Raw genomic sequence first — 16,124 nt, 5'->3', positions numbered from 1 at the left:
AGAGAGCCCGCGGCCGGGTGCAGGAAAGGGCCCGCTGTACGGCACGGCGGGCCCCTCCTCGCGACCCGGGGAGCGGGGTTGGAGGACTACTTCTTGAAGGAGTAGTCCATGATCTTCTTCATGTCCGCGGTCCGGGTGGTCGCGTTCGTGGAGGCGAGCACCGTGCCGATGATCGTCTTGCCGTTGCGGGTCGCGGCGAAGACCAGGCAGTACTTGGCCGTCGGGCCGGAACCGGTCTTCACGCCGATCGCGCCGCTGTAGCTGCTGAGCATCGTGTTGGTGTTGGACCACGACATGTAGCGGTAGCCACCACTCTTCGTGGTGACCTTCTGCTTGGTCGACTTGGTCTTCACGACCGTGCGGAACGTGGAACTCTTCATCGCGTTGCTCGCGAGCTTCGTCAGATCGCGCGGCGTCGAGTAATTCGAGCCGTTCCCTATGCCGTCGAACGAGTCGAAGTGGGTGTTCGTCATTCCGAGCGACTTGGCCTGGGTGTTCATCTTGCCGATGAACGACTTCACGCGGGCCGCCCGGGTGGTGCCGGAGCCGAACTTGTCGGCCAGCGCGTACGCGGCGTCGCAGCCGGACGGCAGCATCAGGCCGTACAGCAGCTGGCGGACGGTGACCTTGTCACCCACGATCAGGTGGGCCGACGAGGCGCCCTTGGAGACGATGTAGTCGCTGTACGCCTTCTGGATCGTGACCTTGGAATCCAGGTTGAGATTCTTCTGTGCCAGGACGACCTTGGCAGTCATGATCTTGGTGGTGGAGCCGGTGGAGCGACGGGTGTCCGCGGCCTTGGAGTACAGGGACTTCGCGGTGCCGTTGTTCATCACGTAACCGCCCTTGGCGGTAATCGTGGGGGTGGGCAGTGTCGCGGCCTGCGCCGTGGAGGCGAACGCGCTTCCCGCGATGACAGCACCCGCGGTGAGGGCCACGGTGGCAGCGGCCGAAATACGGTTTATACCCTTGATGCCGATTTTCAACTTGAACGCTCCAAATGCCCCTGGAATGCGGCCTCATAAGGATGCCGCTCGGTAATCAGACTCATGAGACCCGGGGATGGATGTGCTGATTCCTGGGGCAATTCCGGGGCCACGGGTGGTTCAGGGCAAGGCTCGGCGCGTCGTCCGGTGCGCCCCCGCCGGATCCGGGCCCCATCGCCCCGTACGCGATGTCGTTGATGTCGATCGCGTCACGCCGTGCGGGTCCGTCCCGCTCCATCGGTCGGTTCCGACGCGGTCGGCCGAGGTTTCACCGTCCGGATCCCGGACGTGTGCCATCGTGCACGCATCTTGTATCTATGCTGTGTACATGCCTGCCGCACCCCCAGTCGTGAAGCCCCGTGTGAAGCCCGCCGAGAAGTCCTCCGCCGCCGAGCGCGTCTACGCCCATATCAAGGAAGCCGTCCTGGACCGCCGCTACGAGGGCGGCACGCTCCTCACCGAAGGCGATCTCGCGGAGGCCGTCGGAGTCTCCCGTACGCCCGTGCGTGAGGCGCTGCTGCGGCTGGAGGCCGAGGGGCTGATCAAGCTGTATCCGAAGAAGGGGGCTCTCGTGCTCGCCGTCTCCGCCCAGGAGATCGCGGACGTGGTGGAGACCCGGCTGCTGGTCGAGGAGTTCGCGGTCCGCAAGGCCGTGCCCGCCTCCGCGCGGTTGATCGGGCGGCTCGAAGAACTTCTCGAAGAGCAGCGGCAGTTGGCCCAGGCGGGGGATCTGGCCGCGGTGTCAGTGAAGGACCGCTGCTTCCACGCCGAGATCGTGCGCAACGCGGGCAACGACATCCTCTCGCGCCTCTACGACCAGCTGCGCGACCGTCAGCTGAGGATGGGCGTCGCCGTGATGGAGGCGCACCCGGGGAGGATCGCCGCGAACATCACCGAGCACGGTGAGCTGCTGGAGGCCATCAGGTCCGGCGACGCGGACGGTGCCGCGCAGGTCGTGCGGCGTCATGTCAGCCGGGTCAAGGTGCTCGTCAGGGGTGAGGACCGATGAGTTCCGCCGCGGCGCCCACCCTGTCCCTGCCCGGTGATCCGCCCGGCGGCCGGCGGGCCGTGTGGGTCTGGGGCATCGGTGTCGCGGTCTACTTCGTCGCCATCATCTTCCGCACCAGCCTGGGTGTCGCCGGACTCGACGCCGCCGACCGGTTCCACGTCAACGCCTCCGCGCTCTCCACGTTCTCCATCCTTCAGCTGCTCGTCTACGCGGGCATGCAGATACCCGTCGGCCTGATGGTCGACCGGCTCGGCACCAAGAAGGTCCTCACCCTCGGGGCCGTCCTGTTCACCCTGGGGCAGCTGGGCTTCGCGCTCTCCCCCTCGTACGGCATGGCGCTGGCCTCCAGGGCGCTGCTCGGCTGCGGCGACGCGATGACGTTCATCAGTGTGCTGCGGCTCGGCGCCCGCTGGTTCCCGGCGCGGCGCGGTCCGCTGATCGGGCAGGTCGCCGCGCTCTTCGGGATGGCGGGCAACCTCGTTTCGACGCTCTTCATCGCGCGGGCCCTGCACGGATTCGGCTGGACCACCACCTTCGTCGGCAGCTCCGCCGCCGGGGTTCTCGTCCTCGTACTCCTTCTGCTGTTCCTGAAGGACCACCCCGAGGGCCACGAGCCGCCGCCCGCCGAGCACGCGGGCGCCGCCTACGTACGCCGGCAGATCGCCGCCGCCTGGCGGGAGCCCGGCACCCGGCTCGGTATGTGGGTGCATTTCACCACGCAGTTCCCGGCCATGGTGTTCCTGCTCCTGTGGGGGCTGCCGTTCCTGGTGGAGGCGCAGGGGCTGAGCCGGTCCACCGCCGGTGAGCTGCTCACCCTGGTGGTGCTCTCCAACATGGCGTTCGGGCTGGTCTACGGGCAGATCATCGCCCGCCACCACGCGGCCCGCGCGCCGCTGGCCCTCGGGACGGTCGCGGGGACGGCGCTGCTCTGGGCGTCGGCCATCTTCTACCCGGGCGACCACGCGCCGATGTGGCTACTGATCGTCCTGTGCGTGGTGCTCGGCGCGTGCGGTCCCGCCTCGATGATCGGCTTCGACTTCGCACGGCCCGCCAACCCGCCGGAGCGCCAGGGCACCGCGTCGGGCATCGTCAACATGGGCGGCTTCATCGCCTCGATGACCACGCTGTTCGCCGTCGGCGTGCTGCTGGACGCGACCGGGGACAACTACCGGATCGCTTTCGCCTCGGTCTTCGTACTGGAGTCGCTCGGCGTCGTACAGATTCTGCGGCTGCACTCCCGAGCCACGCACCGGGAGCGGGACCACCATGTGATCAGCCGCGTGGAGGCCGTGCACGTGCCCGTGTGACGCGCCTGTCGCGCCGGATCGGCGGCGCGCCCGTCCTCGCACGACGGGCGCCGCCGATCACCGGGGTGCGGCGCCGGGGCGCTACGGCGTCACGGCGAAGTTCTGCAGGATCGCCGCCGCCAGGTCCGGGTCGCCCTCGATCTTGATCCGGTCCGCGACCGCGGCCGCGCGCACCCGCCCGCAGGCGAGGCGGTAGTACGTCTCCCAGTCCATCGCCAGCGTCACCGCGGGCCCGAGCGACGGCGAACCGTCCACCGAGCCGTGGCCCTCCGCGTCGACCCTGACCGTGCGAAGGAACTCCAGCGCCCCGTGCACATCGAGCACGATCGCCGAATTGGCCGGTGCGCCCGCGTCCTTGGCGACCACCTTCGGCAGCCCGGCGAGCAGGGTGTCCCGGACGACGAAGGCGCCGGGGGAGTCCAGATTGCCAGGCCGCCCCAGCGTCGTCCGCAGGTCCTGCTCATGCACCCAGACGTCGAAGGCCCGCATCCGAAGCGCCAGTTCGAGGGTCTGCTCGGCGCCCAGCGGCGCCCGGACCGTGGTCTCGGGGGCACGGGTCTCGTTACGCAGCTGACGTGCGCGGCGAATGATCGTGTACTCCAGCTCGGAGGTCATCTCCGGCGCGGTGTGGTGACGCCGCACATCGACCTGCATCTCCATGTACCGGGCGAAGTCGCTCTGTACGTGGAAGAGGTCGCGCGGCAGCGTGTGGATCGGACGCGGGTCGCCGAGCTGCTCGCTCTCCATGCCGATGACGTGCGAGACGATGTCACGCACCGACCAGTTGGGGCACGGTGTACGGCTGTTCCACTCTCCCTCGGCGAGTGGCTTCACCAGCTCGGCGATCGACTCGATGGAGTGGGTCCAGGCATCGGCGTAGGTCTGGAGGCTGGGATGGACGGTCACGGGACCCCTCGTGCGGTTCTGCGGTGCATGGGCTGGAGTGCTGGGCGCGGGCGGCGGACTGCGTGGGAGGTTCGATCGCTAAGTTACGCTGCGAGCAGGCACCCCGGCAGTGCTTTCGTGTGACGATCGTAGGCCCGTGTTGACGGCTCGAATGCCAGGACGGTGGTAGTGTGCGCGCCTCCCTCATCCAGATCGCAGTAGACCCGGACGAATCGGTCAATTCCCGTAGGCAGCGCGCGGCTTCGCTGATCGCGGACCAGCGCGGTGCGGATCTGGTGGTTCTACCAGAGCTCTGGCCGGTCGGTGCCTTCGCGTATACCTCCTTCGCCGACGAGGCCGAACCGCTCCAGGGACCCACCCACGACATCATGGCCAAGGCCGCGGCCGACGCCGGGGTCTGGCTGCACGCGGGCTCCTTCGTCGAGCGCGCCGCCGACGGCACCCTCTACAACACGGCGCTCGTCTTCACGCCCGAGGGCGAGCGGGCCGCCACGTACCGCAAGGTCCACCGCTTCGGCTTCGACAAGGGCGAGGCGGTCATGATGGGCGCCGGCGAGGACCTCGTCACGGTCGCCCTGCCGCAGACCACCCTGGGCCTCGCCACCTGCTACGACCTGCGCTTCCCGGAGATGTTCCGCGGCCTGGTGGACGCGGGCGCCGAGACGCTGATCGTCGCCGCGGGCTGGCCCGAGCGCCGCCGCGCCCACTGGACGCTGCTGGCCCGGGCCCGCGCCGTCGAGAACCAGTCGTACCTCCTGGCCGTCGGGACCGCGGGCACCCATGCCGGAATCCAGCAGGCCGGACACAGCATCGTCGTCGACCCGTGGGGCGAGGTGCTCGCGGAGGCGGGCGCCGACGAGGAGGTGCTGAGCGTGGAGTTCGACCCGTCGAAGGTCGCTGCCACGCGCGAGCAGTTCCCGGCGCTCAAGGACCGGCGGCTGGGGCTGGCTCCGCCCGAGACGGGCGAGTAGTCACGTTTCACGTGAAACCGGGTTCGATGTCATCGCCGGACCCACCCGCTGATCGTTTTGTCCTCAAGTTCCCTATGGCCTTAAGAGCATGGGGGACCCCCTCGACGGACTTGTTTTTCGAGTCCGTCAGTCCTCGTACTCCTTGTCGGCGAGCACGATGACGCACACTGATACGGCGATGAGCAGCGCCACGTCGGCGTCCTCCCGTACGACGTCGATGCCGTACGTGTCCCGGACGGTCAGCCACCGCCGCGAGACCTGGGCCAGCAGCTCCCCGTCGTAGTCGATGGCGAACTCCCGGTCCAGGATCTTGCCGCTGACATCGAGCTCGGTACCGTCCACCAGCGTGACCCGGTAGTGGTTGCGCAGCAGCGACAGTCGCTTGCGCTTGACTTTGGCGAGCTGCTCGCCGTCCCGCTCGATGAGCATCGTGTCGCGCAGACTGAGCAGCTTCTGCCGGATCTCGACCAGAATCCGGCCCTGCGCGTCCTTCAGCTCGAAGGTGTCACGCACCCGCATGGCCTTGCCGTCGACGAGGAAGACCTTGCGACCGTCCGCGTCCTCGATCCAGTAGTCGTCGCCTACAGAGAAGAGCCGTTCACGCACCAGGAATCTCATGGCTCACAGGTTCCCCCAGGACCGCCCGGAATACGTGGACCCTCCGGAATGAGTGCGGGCCATGGTGTTGTTGACTGTCCACATGGCAACACGTGCGCGCGTCCGGGCCCCGGAGCTGATCGGCAAGGGGGGCTGGCTCAATACAGGCGAACAGCAGTACACCCTCGCTGACCTGCGAGGACGCATTGTGATCCTGGATTTTTGGACCTTCTGCTGTGTGAACTGTCTCCATGTTCTCGATGAGCTGCGCGAACTGGAGGAGAAGCACCGCGACACCGTCGTGATCATCGGTGTGCACTCGCCGAAGTTCGTCCACGAGGCCGAGCACCAGGCAGTCGTCGACGCCGTCGAGCGGTACGAGGTCCACCACCCGGTCCTCGACGACCCGGAGCTGGCGACCTGGAAGCAGTACGCCGTACGCGCCTGGCCCACGCTCGTCGTCATCGACCCCGAGGGCTACATCGTCGCCCAGCACGCCGGTGAGGGCCACGCGCACGCCATCGAGAAGCTGGTCGAGGAGCTGGAGACCGAGCACGGGGCGAAGGGCACGCTGCGCCGCGGCGACGGCCCCTACGTCGCACCCGAGCCGGTCGCCACGCATCTCCGGTTCCCCGGCAAGGCCCTGCTCCTGCAGGACGGCGGCTTCCTCGTCTCGGACACCACCCGGCACCGCCTGGTCGAGATCGAACGGGACGGTGAAACGGTTCGCCGTCACGTCGGAACAGGGGACAGGGGGTTCACCGACGGTGGGCCCGACGAGGTCCGGTTCTCCGAGCCGCAGGGGCTCGCGGTACTGCCCGACGGCCGGATCGCGATCGCCGACACCGTCAACCACGCGATTCGCGCCCTCGACCTCACCACCGGGGTGACGACGACCCTCGCCGGCACGGGCCGTCAGTGGTGGCAGGGTTCGCCGACGACGGGCCCGGCCCGCGAGGTCGACCTGTCCTCCCCCTGGGACGTCGCCTGGTTCGCGGACCGGCTGTGGATCGCCATGGCGGGCGTGCACCAGCTGTGGACGTACGACCCCGCGACGGGGACCGTGCGGGCCGCCGCGGGCACGACCAATGAGGGCCTGGTCGACGGGCCGGCCGACGAGGCCTGGTTCGCCCAGCCGTCCGGCCTCGCCACGTCGGCCGACGGGGAGCGGCTGTGGATCGCCGACTCGGAGACGTCCGCCCTGCGGTACGTCGAGCGGGACGGCACCGGCTTCGTCGTCCGTACGGCCGTCGGCACCGGACTCTTCGACTTCGGACACCGCGACGGCGGAGCGGAGCAGGCGCTGTTCCAGCACCCGCTGGGCGTGACCGCGCTGCCCGACGGGTCCGTCGCCGTCTGCGACACCTACAACCACGCGCTGCGGCGCTACGACCCCGTGAGCGGCGAGGTCACCACCCTCGCCACGGATCTGCGCGAGCCCAGCGACGCCGTCCTGGCCGACGGCGATCTCGTCGTCGTCGAGTCCGCCCGGCACCGGCTGACCCGGCTGCGGCTTCCCGAGGAGGCCGTGCGCGTCGCCGGCCAGGCACACCACACGCGGCGCGCGGCCACCGAGATCGCCCCGGGCACGCTCCGGCTCGATGTGGTCTTCCAGGCGCCCGCCGGGCAGAAGCTGGACACCCGGTACGGTCCCTCGACCCGCCTGCTGATCTCGTCGACCCCGCCCGAGCTGCTGGCGAAGGGCTCCGGTCCGGGCACCGATCTCTTCCGTGACCTGGTGCTGGCCGACGGTGTCACCGAGGGGGTCCTACACGTGTCCGCGATGGCGGCGTCCTGCGACGACGACCCGGCGAACGAGTACCCGGCCTGCCATGTCCACCAACAGGACTGGGGCGTCCCCGTCCGCGTGACCGCGGAGGGAACGCCCCGGCTGCCGCTGGTGCTGGCAGGGATGGACGAGCAGGCCTGACGGCGCGCGGAGCCCCGGACACGGAGGGCCTTCTGCGCCGGGTGCGGTGTGTGCGGCGGGGTAGGGGCCGCGTCCCGCGGGGCTCGTCGTACGGCCCGGCTCAGCGGGTCAGGAGGTGCCCGCCTGCTTCATGGAGCTCACCGCTTCGGCGACCGTGCTCCGGTACAGGCCGAGCTTCGGGTCGAGCACCTTCACATCGGGGCCGAGCTCGAAGTTCTGCGTCTCCGCGTTGGCCATGTGGTCGCCGTCGGCGAGCACGTTCATCTCGTCGATCCAGGTCAGGCCGTTCGCACCGCTCGGGTTGAGGTCGATCACCGCGATGGCGGCCGTCTTGGGCTTGACCGGGTACGCGGGTGCGCCGCCCAGGCCGCCCGGTACGGCCGGCTTGATGTCGCCACTGTGGTCCGAGGCCTTCGAGGCGCCCAGTCTGACCTGCGGGAAGTAGCTCAGGCCGCAGGAGTTCGCGCCGGTGTTGTTGACCTCGATCACCTGCTGGGTGGCCGAGCCCTCGCGGGGGTACACGCGCACCGACAGGTCCCCGCTCTTGCACGGGTGCTTGTAGGCGTAGCTGTCGCTGGTGTCGCCGCCCGTCGTGGTGCTGCCGCCCGCCGTACCGCTGCCCTTGGCGGTGTCGGTGTTTGCGGCGGAGGCGTCCTTCGGAGTCTCCGGCGAAGAGGCGGCTGCGGAGTTGCCCGACGCCGGGCCGGCGGACTTCGTACCGGAGTCGTCCCCATCGCAGGCGGTCAGGGCCAGGGCGAGCACCGCGGTGGTCGCGGCGGCGAGGACAGTGGTGCGGTTGCGGAGCGTGCTCATGGAATTTCCCCGAGTGTGACGGTGCGGCGGACGCCTGGTCACTGGCGAGCGCCACTGACCTGCTGACATGTATGAGTCTGGGGTGCTTCGCTCACGTTCCGCTGGCGTCCCGCTGACGTCCCGCTGACGTCCGGGACCGCCACTCTCACGTCACCGCGGGTGAGCGGCTCAGCCGCCGTTGATGAGCCGCCGGACCGCCTCGTCGTACCGTTTGCGGTACTCCGTCCGTGCCGTCACCCGTAGCAGCGCTTCGAGGGCCCGGACCGCGCCCTCGTCGTAACCGGCGGTTTCCGCCTCCCTCGCCGCCAGGTCCAGCAGCCGGATGCCGTCGTCCTCCTCGCCGAGTGCCAGCCGGGCCTCGCCGCTGACGGTCAGCAGCAGCATCCGGAGCGTGGGCTCCTCGTGCTCGGGCCCGAGGTCGAGCGCCGTCCGGGCGGAGTGCAGGGCGTCCTGCGGGCGGTCGGCGGTGAGCTGCATCCGGGCGAGGTGCTGCAGGGCGAGCATCTCGGTGTGCGCGTCGGATTCCTCGCGGGCCAGGCCGACGGCCCGTTCGCAGCCCTCCAGCGCCAGGTCGAGCTCGCCCTGTTCGGCCTGGACGATGGCCAGGTTGATCAGCGCCGTCGCCTCGCCGAGCCGGTCTCCGGCCTGCCGGGCGAGGGCGGGCGAGCGCTCCAGCAGGGCGACGGCCTCGGCGTGCCTGCCCTCCTCGGTCAGCACCCAGCCCAGCAGATTGAGCACCCGCGACTCGGCATACGGATCGTTCTCGGCACGGGCGGAGTCCAGGGCCAGTTCCAGCAGCGGGGCCCAGCCGTCCCGGACCCGCCACACCACCTGCGGCCACTGGAGCAGGATGATCCGCCAGGCCCGGTCGTCGAGCCCGGCGGTCCGGGCCGCGACGGCGGCCAGGGCCAGATCGTCGCGTTCGGCGGCCAGCCAGCTCATCGCCGCCGCCCGGTCGGTGAAGTCCCTGACGGCGGCGGGGCGGTGGTAGCCGTCCGGCAGGACGAAGCAGGGCTCGCCGGCGGGTTCGGCCGTGTCGGCGGCGGCGAGCGCGGTGGCTATGTAGTGGTCGAGGACGCAGACGAGGGCCTCGGGTCCGCACGCGGGGTCCAGGCCGCGCGCGTAGAGGCGGACCAGATCGTGCAGTCCCCAGCGGCCGGGTGCCGTTTCGGTGACGAGGTGGGCGGTGGCGAGCCGTTCCAGCGCTGCGGCGGCGGCGACCGGGTCCGTGCCGGCGAGTGCGGCGGCGGTGTGCGGGTCGAAGTGGCTGCCGGGGTGGTGGCCGAGCCGGGTGAACTGGTGGACGGCGTCCGGCGGAAGCTGTTGCACGGTCAGCCGCAGCGCGGCCGAGACACCGGTGTCGTCGACGTCGAGGTACGTCAGCCGGCTGCGTTCGTCTGCCAGTTCGTCGGCCATCCCGGCCAGCGTCCGCTGCGGACGTCCGGCAAGCCGGGCCGCGGTGACGCGCAGGGCGAGCGGCAGTCCGCCGCAGAGGCCGGCGAGCCGGCGGGCGGCAACGGGTTCGGCGAGGACCCGTTCCTCGCCGAGCACACCGGCCAGCAGGGCCGTGCCGTCCTGCGGTTCGAGTACGTCGAGCGGGACGGGGCGGGCCGCCTCCGAGGCGATGAGACCTTCCAGCCGGTGCCGGCTGGTGACCAGCGTGACGCAGTCGGTGCCACCCGGCAGCAGGGGCCTGACGGTGGCGGAGTCGCGGGCGTTGTCGAGGACGACGAGCAGCCGGCGCCGGTCGGTCAGGGACCGGAAGAGCGCGGCCGCGGCGGGCACGGACTCGGGGACGCGGCGCGGTGCGACGCCGAGCGCCAGCAGGAACTCGCGCAGGACCTCGATCAGCGCGGGCTCTCCGGTGTCGCTGAACCCGCGCAGATCGGCGAAGAGCCGTCCGTCCGGGAAGGCGGCGGGGTTGCGGTGCGCCCACTGCAGGGCCAGCGCGGTCTTTCCCACTCCGGCCGGTCCGGTGACCAGACAGACGGGTGCCTCGCCCGCCGCGGCCCGGGTGAGCGCGGCCAGTTCGGGGACCCGGCCGTGGAAGCCGCGGGGTGCGCGGGGCAGTAGATCGGTGGGGTGCGGCTCCCCGACGAGAGGCGGCGGCGGAGCCAGGGGGCAGGGCGGCGGCGGCGGGCCGGGCGTGCTGTCCGTACGGGCTCCGGCCCCGGCTCCCGTACCGGCTCGCGCTCCGGCTTCCGTACGGGCTCCGGCCCCGGCTCCCGTACCGGCTCGCGCTCCGGCTTCCGTACGGGCTCCGGCCCCGGCTCCCGTACCGGCTGCCGGCCAGGTTTCCGTACCGGCTCCGACGCCGGCCCCGGCTCCCGTACCGGCTCGTCCTCCGGCTTCCGGCCGGACACCGGCTCCTGTCCCGGCGCCTCTTCCCCCCGTACCGCTGCTCAAGACCCACGAGCGGTCGGCCGGTTCGGCGCGCACGTCCGGGCCGGGCTCGCCGCGCAGGATCAGCGCGTACGCGTCGGCGAGTTCGTGGCCCGGGTCGATCCCCAGCTCATCGGCGAGCAGCCGCCGCGTGCGGTGGAACCAGTCCAGCGCCTCCGACTGACGCCCCGCCCGGTACAGCGCCGTCATCAGCGCCGCCGCCAGCGACTCCCGCATCGGATGGGCGACCGCTTCCGCCCGCAGCACCGATGCCGCCCGGCTGTGTTCCCCCAGCGCCGCGTAGGCGCATGCCAGTTGCTCGACCGCGGCCAGCCGCGACTCCTCCAGCGATTGCGCGGCGGCCTGGAGCGGCGGGCCGGCGAACGCGCCGGTGAGCGCCGGGCCCTGCCACAGGGACAGGGCCTCCTTGAGCATCAGCACGGCGTCGGCGGCGCTGCGCTGTTCCCGCGCCAGGATCAGCAGTTCCTCGAACCGCTGTGAGTCCAGCAGGGTTTCCGGCAGCCGCAGCACGTACGCGTCGCCGAGCGTGATCAGTTCCACCCCGTACGCCTCCGCGTCCGCGCCCACCAGGAGGGCGCGCAGCCGCGACACATGCCCCTGGATGATGCTGCGGGCGTGCAGCGGCGGCTCGTCGTCCCACAGGGATTCCGTCAACCGGCCGACGGATATGGGTGTGTTGGCGGACAGCAGCAACGCGGCCAGCAGGCTGCGGCGTTTGGCCGGGCCGAGCGGCAACGGCCCGGTGCCAGTGTCGACGGAGACGGTGCCGAGCAGCCGGAACTCCACGTACCGGTTCCCTTCCGGGCGGGGTGCACCCGAGATGGGGGCACGGGCAATGACCCAGGGTATCGGGGGTGCCGTGGAGCCGGCGAAGGGTTGCGCCCGGTCGGCGCGGCCGGCGCGCTCAGCCCACCAGGAAAGCCGCCAGCGCGTTGGCCAGCAGGTACGGGTCGTCCGCACCGCACAGTTCACGGGCGCTGTGCATCGACAGGATCGCGACGCCGATGTCCACGGTCTGAATGCCGTGCCGGGCGGCGGTGATCGGGCCGATCGTGGTGCCGCACGGCATCGAGTTGTTGGAGACGAACGTCTGCCACGGCACGTCCGCCTTCCGGCACGCCGCCGCGAACACGGCCCGGCCGCTGCCGTCGGTCGCGTACCGCATGTTGACGTTGACCTTGAGGATCGGTCCGCCGTTGACCACCGGGTGGTGGGTCGGGTCGTGGCGCTCGGCGTAGTTGGGGTGGATCGCGTGGCCGGTGTCGGAGGAGAGACAGACGGTCCCGGCGAAGGCCCGGGCGCGGTCCTCGTACGCACCGCCGCGGGCAAAGACGGAACGCTCCAGGACCGTGCCGAGCAGCGGTCCGTCGGCGCCGGTGTCGGACTGCGAGCCGTTCTCCTCGTGGTCGAAGGCGGCCATGACCGGGATGTACGGAAGCTCGGAGTCCGGCTGCCCGGCGACGGCGGCGAGCGCGGCGGTCGCCGCGTGCACGGAGAGCAGGTTGTCCATCCGGGGCCCGGCCAGCAGCTCGCGGTCCCGGCCCAGGTAGGCGGGCGGCTCGACGGGGTGCGGCATCAGGTCCCAGCCGGTCACGTCCGCGGCGTCGACGCCCGCCTCCTCGGCGACGAACCGGATCAGGTCGCCCTCCTCGACGTCCCCGAGCCCCCAGATCGGCTGCATGTGCTTCTGCCGGTCGAGCTTCAGCCCGTCGGGGTTGGCCGACCGGTCCAGATGCACGGCCAGCTGCGGTACGCGCAGGAGCGGCCGGTCGATGTTCACCAGCCGGTGCGTGCCGTCGCGCAGCGAGATGCGGCCGGCGAGGCCGAGGTCACGGTCGAGCCAGGTGTTGAGGAGCGTTCCGCCGTAGATCTCCACGGCGACCTGCCGCCAGCCGTACGCCCCCGTGTCGGGCAGCGGCTTGACCCGCAGGTTCGGCGAGTCGGTGTGCGCTCCGACGATCCGGTACGGGGTGTGCGCCGCGGCGCCCTCCGGCACGTACCAGGCGACGATCGCACCGCCGCGCAGGACGTACTTCCCGCCGCTGGTGCCGTCCCAGGCCGCGGTCTCCTCGACCTGGCGGAATCCGGCCTTCTCCAGCCGCTCGGCCGCGGTGGCCACGGCGTGGTACGGGGAGGGGGAAGCCATCAGGAAGGCCATCAGGTCGTCGGTGTGACCGCGGTCGAAGCGGAGGGAGGAACTCATGTTCTTCACTGTAACGAGGCCGGACGGGCAGGTTTCACCGTCGTCCGCGGGCCATACCGCGGGGTGTCCACCAGGCCGGGGCGGGGGCCTACAGCCGGTCGATGGCGGTCAGGTCGATGTCGATGTCGTACGGATCGGAGAGCTTCAGCCGGTCGTGGTGGACGCCGGTGGAGGCGTATGCCTGTGTTGACCGGGTCGAGTGCGTAGGTCCAGACCACGGGTCGGCCGTTCTCGGTCATCTCGACGAGCCAGAAATTCGGGATGCCCGCCCCTGCGTACTTGTGCGGCTTGGTGTCGCGGTCCCTGGCCTCGGAATCGGGCGAGACGACCTCGACGGCGAGCAGGACATCGGCTGCCTGGTAGCTGCCTCGGCGGTCGTGATTTCTCGGCCGTGCGTTCAGCGTATCCAGCTGATACGACAGCACCGCCACCCGAAAGCGTGTCCGGGTGACGGTGCGTGTTGACGATCTTGAGAGGGAGAGCCTAGAACGCGGCCTCGTCCAGCTCCATCAGCGAGTTGTCGACGGACTCGGCGAGCGCCCGCTCGGTGGAGACGCCCGGCAGGACGTTCGCGGCGAAGAACTTCGCGGCGGCGATCTTGCCCCGGTAGAAGGCGACGTCCTTCGCGGCGGCGGCCGGCAGCTTCTCGGCCGCGACGGCCGCGCCCTTGAGCAGCAGGTAGCCGACGACGACATCGCCGGAGGCCATCAGCAGGCGGGTGGTGTTGAGGCCCACCTTGTAGATGTTCTTGACGTCTTCGCCGGTCGCGGTCAGGTCGTTGATCATCGTGCCGACGATCGCCTCCAGGTCCACGGCCGCCTTGGCGAGCGAGTCCAGCGCACCGGACAGCTCCTCGTTGCCCTGGGCGCCCGAGAGGAACTTCTTGATCTCCTCGGAGAGCGCGTTGAACGAGGCGCCCTGGTCGCGGACGATCTTCCGGAAGAAGAAGTCCTGGCCCTGGATCGCCGTCGTGCCCTCGTACAGCGTGTCGATCTTGGCGTCACGGATGTACTGCTCGATCGGGTACTCCTGGAGGTACCCGGAGCCGCCGAACGTCTGGAGCGACTGCGCCAGCTGCTCGTACGACTTCTCGGAGCCGTAGCCCTTCACGATCGGGAGCAGCAGGTCGTTGAGGCCGTGTAGTGCCTTGGCGTCCTCGCCGGCGGCCTCCTTCTCCTGGATCGCGTCCTGGACGGAGGCGGTGTAGAGGACGAGGGAGCGCATGCCCTCCGCGTACGCCTTCTGCGTCATGAGGGAGCGGCGCACGTCGGGGTGGTGCGTGATGGTGACCTTGGGGGCGGTCTTGTCCATGAACTGCGACAGGTCCGTGCCCTGGACGCGCTCCTTGGCGTACTCCAGCGCGTTCAGGTAACCGGTCGAGAGGGTCGCAATGGCCTTCGTGCCGACCATCATGCGGGCGAACTCGATGATGCGGAACATCTGGCGGATGCCGTCGTGCCTGTCGCCGATCAGCCAGCCCTTGGCGGGGTGCTGGTCGCCGAACGTCATCTCGCACGTGTTGGACGCCTTGAGACCCATCTTGTGCTCGACGTTCGTCGCGTACACGCCGTTGCGCTCGCCCAGCTCGCCGGTGGTCCAGTCGAAGTGGAACTTCGGGACCATGAAGAGCGAGAGGCCCTTGGTGCCGGGGCCGGCGCCCTCGGGGCGGGCCAGTACGTAGTGGATGATGTTCTCGGACATGTCGTGCTCGCCCGAGGTGATGAAGCGCTTCACACCTTCGATGTGCCAGGAGCCGTCCTCCTGCTCGACGGCCTTCGTACGGCCCGCGCCGACGTCCGAACCGGCGTCCGGCTCGGTCAGCACCATCGTCGAACCCCACTGCCTCTCGACGGCGATCTCGGCGATCTTCTTCTGCGCCTCGTTGCCCTCGTCGAAGAGGATGCCGGCGAACGCCGGGCCGGAGGAGTACATCCAGACGGCCGGGTTCGAGCCGAGCAGCAGCTCCGCGTAGCCCCAGATCAGGGAGCGCGGGGAGGTGGTGCCGCCGATCTCCTCGGGCAGGCCCAGACGCCAGTACTCGGAGTCCATGAACGCCTGGTACGACTTCTTGAAGGTCTCCGGGACCGGTGCGGTGTTGGTCTCCGGGTCGAAGACCGGCGGGTTGCGGTCGGCGTCGGCGAAGGAGTCGGCCAGCTCGTTCTCCGCGAGGCGGGCGACCTCGTCGAGGATGCTCTTCGCCGTCTCGACGTCCATCTCGGCGAACAGGCCGGTGCCGTACGTCTTGTCGCGCCCGAGGACCTCGAAGAGGTTGAACTCGATGTCGCGGAGATTCGACTTGTAGTGCCCCATGGGAAGGCTCCGTAATCAATAGCAGTGGCGTGCAGCACCCCGGGAGGGGGCGTGGGCCGGGTGGGCGACGAGCTGGCGGTGCGCATATCAGCTGACCTCTACGATGATGCTACCCGCCAGTAATAAGACGCAACCCCTCAAGGGCTTGATGTGTCCGATTACTCTTTGCGGCATGTACGGCTACGACCAGAACCCCGGCGCACAGCAGCAGATGGGTGGCGGCTACGGCGAGCAGCCGCTGTATCCCGAGCCCTCGCCGCCGTCCCTGGGGGACGCGGTACGGGCCTTCACGACCGGCTCGCTGTCCGCCGAGGACTTCCAGCAGATCTTCGCGACGTCGAAGGTCTACTGCCCGCGCGGCGACAACCCCGGATTCCTCGCGCTGCACAACACCCAGCAGCCGGTGATCCCGATGTTCACCACGCTCAAGGAGCTGCGGCTGTACGCGGGCAAGGAGTCCAAGTACTTCGTGATCACCGGGGCCGAGGTGATCGACCTGCTGCCGACCGGCTACGGCTTCGTCCTCGACATGGAGGGCGAGCACCGCATGGTCTTCGACGCCAAGGCCGTGGAGCAGATGGTCGACTTCGCGATGCGCCGTATGTACGGCTGACCTCCGGTCTTCGTTCGAGAAGGGGCCCGTACCGCCAGGTACGGGCCCCTTCTCGTCGTGGTGGCGGGGTGCGGGA

12 protein-coding genes and 1 pseudogene are annotated in these 16,124 nt (G+C 70.1%); 5 read left to right on the top strand and 8 right to left on the bottom strand.

Annotation, left to right across the window (positions count from 1 at the left end; all coding sequences use genetic code 11):
• Window positions 1-86: 86 nt before the first annotated feature.
• Complete coding sequence (locus OG306_RS18675) at window positions 87-986, bottom strand: D-alanyl-D-alanine carboxypeptidase family protein (protein ID WP_266747249.1); 900 nt, start codon at window positions 984-986, stop codon at window positions 87-89.
• Window positions 987-1,314: 328 nt separating this feature from the next.
• Between OG306_RS18675 and OG306_RS18670 the strand changes: the two genes are divergently transcribed.
• The gene (locus OG306_RS18670) at window positions 1,315-1,995 is read left to right on the top strand and encodes a GntR family transcriptional regulator (RefSeq protein ID WP_266747248.1); all 681 of its coding nucleotides are present in this window, start codon (window positions 1,315-1,317) and stop codon (window positions 1,993-1,995) included.
• A complete protein-coding gene (locus OG306_RS18665) occupies window positions 1,992-3,302 on the top strand; it encodes an MFS transporter (protein ID WP_266747247.1) in 1,311 nt (436 codons plus the stop codon). Before OG306_RS18670 ends, OG306_RS18665 begins: the two co-directional genes overlap by 4 nt.
• 81 nt (window positions 3,303-3,383) lie before the next feature.
• On the opposite strand, the gene OG306_RS18660 is transcribed toward OG306_RS18665, so the two are convergent.
• Window positions 3,384-4,208, bottom strand: a complete 825-nt coding sequence (locus tag OG306_RS18660; RefSeq protein ID WP_266747246.1) for a maleylpyruvate isomerase family mycothiol-dependent enzyme — start codon at window positions 4,206-4,208, stop codon at window positions 3,384-3,386.
• 170 nt (window positions 4,209-4,378) lie between these two features.
• Here OG306_RS18660 and OG306_RS18655 point away from each other — a divergent pair, with 170 nt between their 5' ends.
• Window positions 4,379-5,179, top strand: coding sequence for a carbon-nitrogen family hydrolase (locus tag OG306_RS18655; RefSeq protein ID WP_266747245.1), 801 nt, complete (start codon window positions 4,379-4,381; stop codon window positions 5,177-5,179).
• A gap of 126 nt (window positions 5,180-5,305) precedes the next feature.
• Here the strand turns inward: OG306_RS18655 and OG306_RS18650 are convergent, their stop codons facing one another.
• Entirely contained in the window at window positions 5,306-5,797 is a 492-nt protein-coding gene (locus OG306_RS18650; protein ID WP_266747244.1) for an LURP-one-related/scramblase family protein, read from the bottom strand.
• Between the two features lie 82 nt (window positions 5,798-5,879).
• Between OG306_RS18650 and OG306_RS18645 the strand changes: the two genes are divergently transcribed.
• Window positions 5,880-7,706, top strand: coding sequence for an NHL domain-containing thioredoxin family protein (locus tag OG306_RS18645; RefSeq protein WP_266747243.1), 1,827 nt, complete (start codon window positions 5,880-5,882; stop codon window positions 7,704-7,706).
• 108 nt (window positions 7,707-7,814) lie between these two features.
• Here OG306_RS18645 and OG306_RS18640 read toward each other — a convergent pair whose 3' ends face one another.
• The 5 genes and pseudogenes from OG306_RS18640 to OG306_RS18620 form a co-directional block, all read right to left on the bottom strand.
• Window positions 7,815-8,519, bottom strand: a complete 705-nt coding sequence (locus tag OG306_RS18640) for a DUF4232 domain-containing protein (protein ID WP_266747242.1) — start codon at window positions 8,517-8,519, stop codon at window positions 7,815-7,817.
• A gap of 168 nt (window positions 8,520-8,687) precedes the next feature.
• Complete coding sequence (locus tag OG306_RS18635) at window positions 8,688-11,708, bottom strand: AfsR/SARP family transcriptional regulator (RefSeq protein ID WP_371665513.1); 3,021 nt, start codon at window positions 11,706-11,708, stop codon at window positions 8,688-8,690.
• A gap of 118 nt (window positions 11,709-11,826) precedes the next feature.
• Window positions 11,827-13,125 (bottom strand): M18 family aminopeptidase, encoded by a 1,299-nt coding sequence (locus OG306_RS18630; RefSeq protein ID WP_266747240.1) that lies wholly within the window; start codon window positions 13,123-13,125, stop codon window positions 11,827-11,829.
• 88 nt (window positions 13,126-13,213) lie between these two features.
• Window positions 13,214-13,535 (bottom strand): annotated as a pseudogene (locus tag OG306_RS18625) (Uma2 family endonuclease).
• Window positions 13,536-13,608: 73 nt separating this feature from the next.
• Window positions 13,609-15,435, bottom strand: coding sequence for an acyl-CoA dehydrogenase (locus OG306_RS18620; protein WP_266747239.1), 1,827 nt, complete (start codon window positions 15,433-15,435; stop codon window positions 13,609-13,611).
• A gap of 172 nt (window positions 15,436-15,607) precedes the next feature.
• Here OG306_RS18620 and OG306_RS18615 point away from each other — a divergent pair, with 172 nt between their 5' ends.
• A complete protein-coding gene (locus OG306_RS18615; protein ID WP_072487501.1) occupies window positions 15,608-16,048 on the top strand; it encodes an SseB family protein in 441 nt (146 codons plus the stop codon).
• Window positions 16,049-16,124: the final 76 nt, after the last annotated feature.

It is taken from the genome of Streptomyces sp. NBC_01241 (assembly GCF_041435435.1).
GTDB lineage: Bacteria > Actinomycetota > Actinomycetes > Streptomycetales > Streptomycetaceae > Streptomyces.
This window is presented reverse-complemented; position numbering and strand designations above follow the sequence as displayed.

Bases quoted from the DNA above. Each gene is read 5' to 3' on its own strand.
- OG306_RS18665 (WP_266747247.1), top strand. From the start codon at position 1,992: ATGAGTTCCGCCGCGGCGCCCACCCTGTCCCTGCCCGGTGATCCGCCC.
- OG306_RS18630 (WP_266747240.1), bottom strand. From the start codon at position 13,125: ATGAGTTCCTCCCTCCGCTTCGACCGCGGTCACACCGACGACCTGATG.
- OG306_RS18650 (WP_266747244.1), bottom strand. From the start codon at position 5,797: ATGAGATTCCTGGTGCGTGAACGGCTCTTCTCTGTAGGCGACGACTAC.
- OG306_RS18670 (WP_266747248.1), top strand. From the start codon at position 1,315: ATGCCTGCCGCACCCCCAGTCGTGAAGCCCCGTGTGAAGCCCGCCGAG.
- OG306_RS18620 (WP_266747239.1), bottom strand. From the start codon at position 15,435: ATGGGGCACTACAAGTCGAATCTCCGCGACATCGAGTTCAACCTCTTC.
- OG306_RS18645 (WP_266747243.1), top strand. From the start codon at position 5,880: ATGGCAACACGTGCGCGCGTCCGGGCCCCGGAGCTGATCGGCAAGGGG.
- OG306_RS18615 (WP_072487501.1), top strand. From the start codon at position 15,608: ATGTACGGCTACGACCAGAACCCCGGCGCACAGCAGCAGATGGGTGGC.
- OG306_RS18640 (WP_266747242.1), bottom strand. From the start codon at position 8,519: ATGAGCACGCTCCGCAACCGCACCACTGTCCTCGCCGCCGCGACCACC.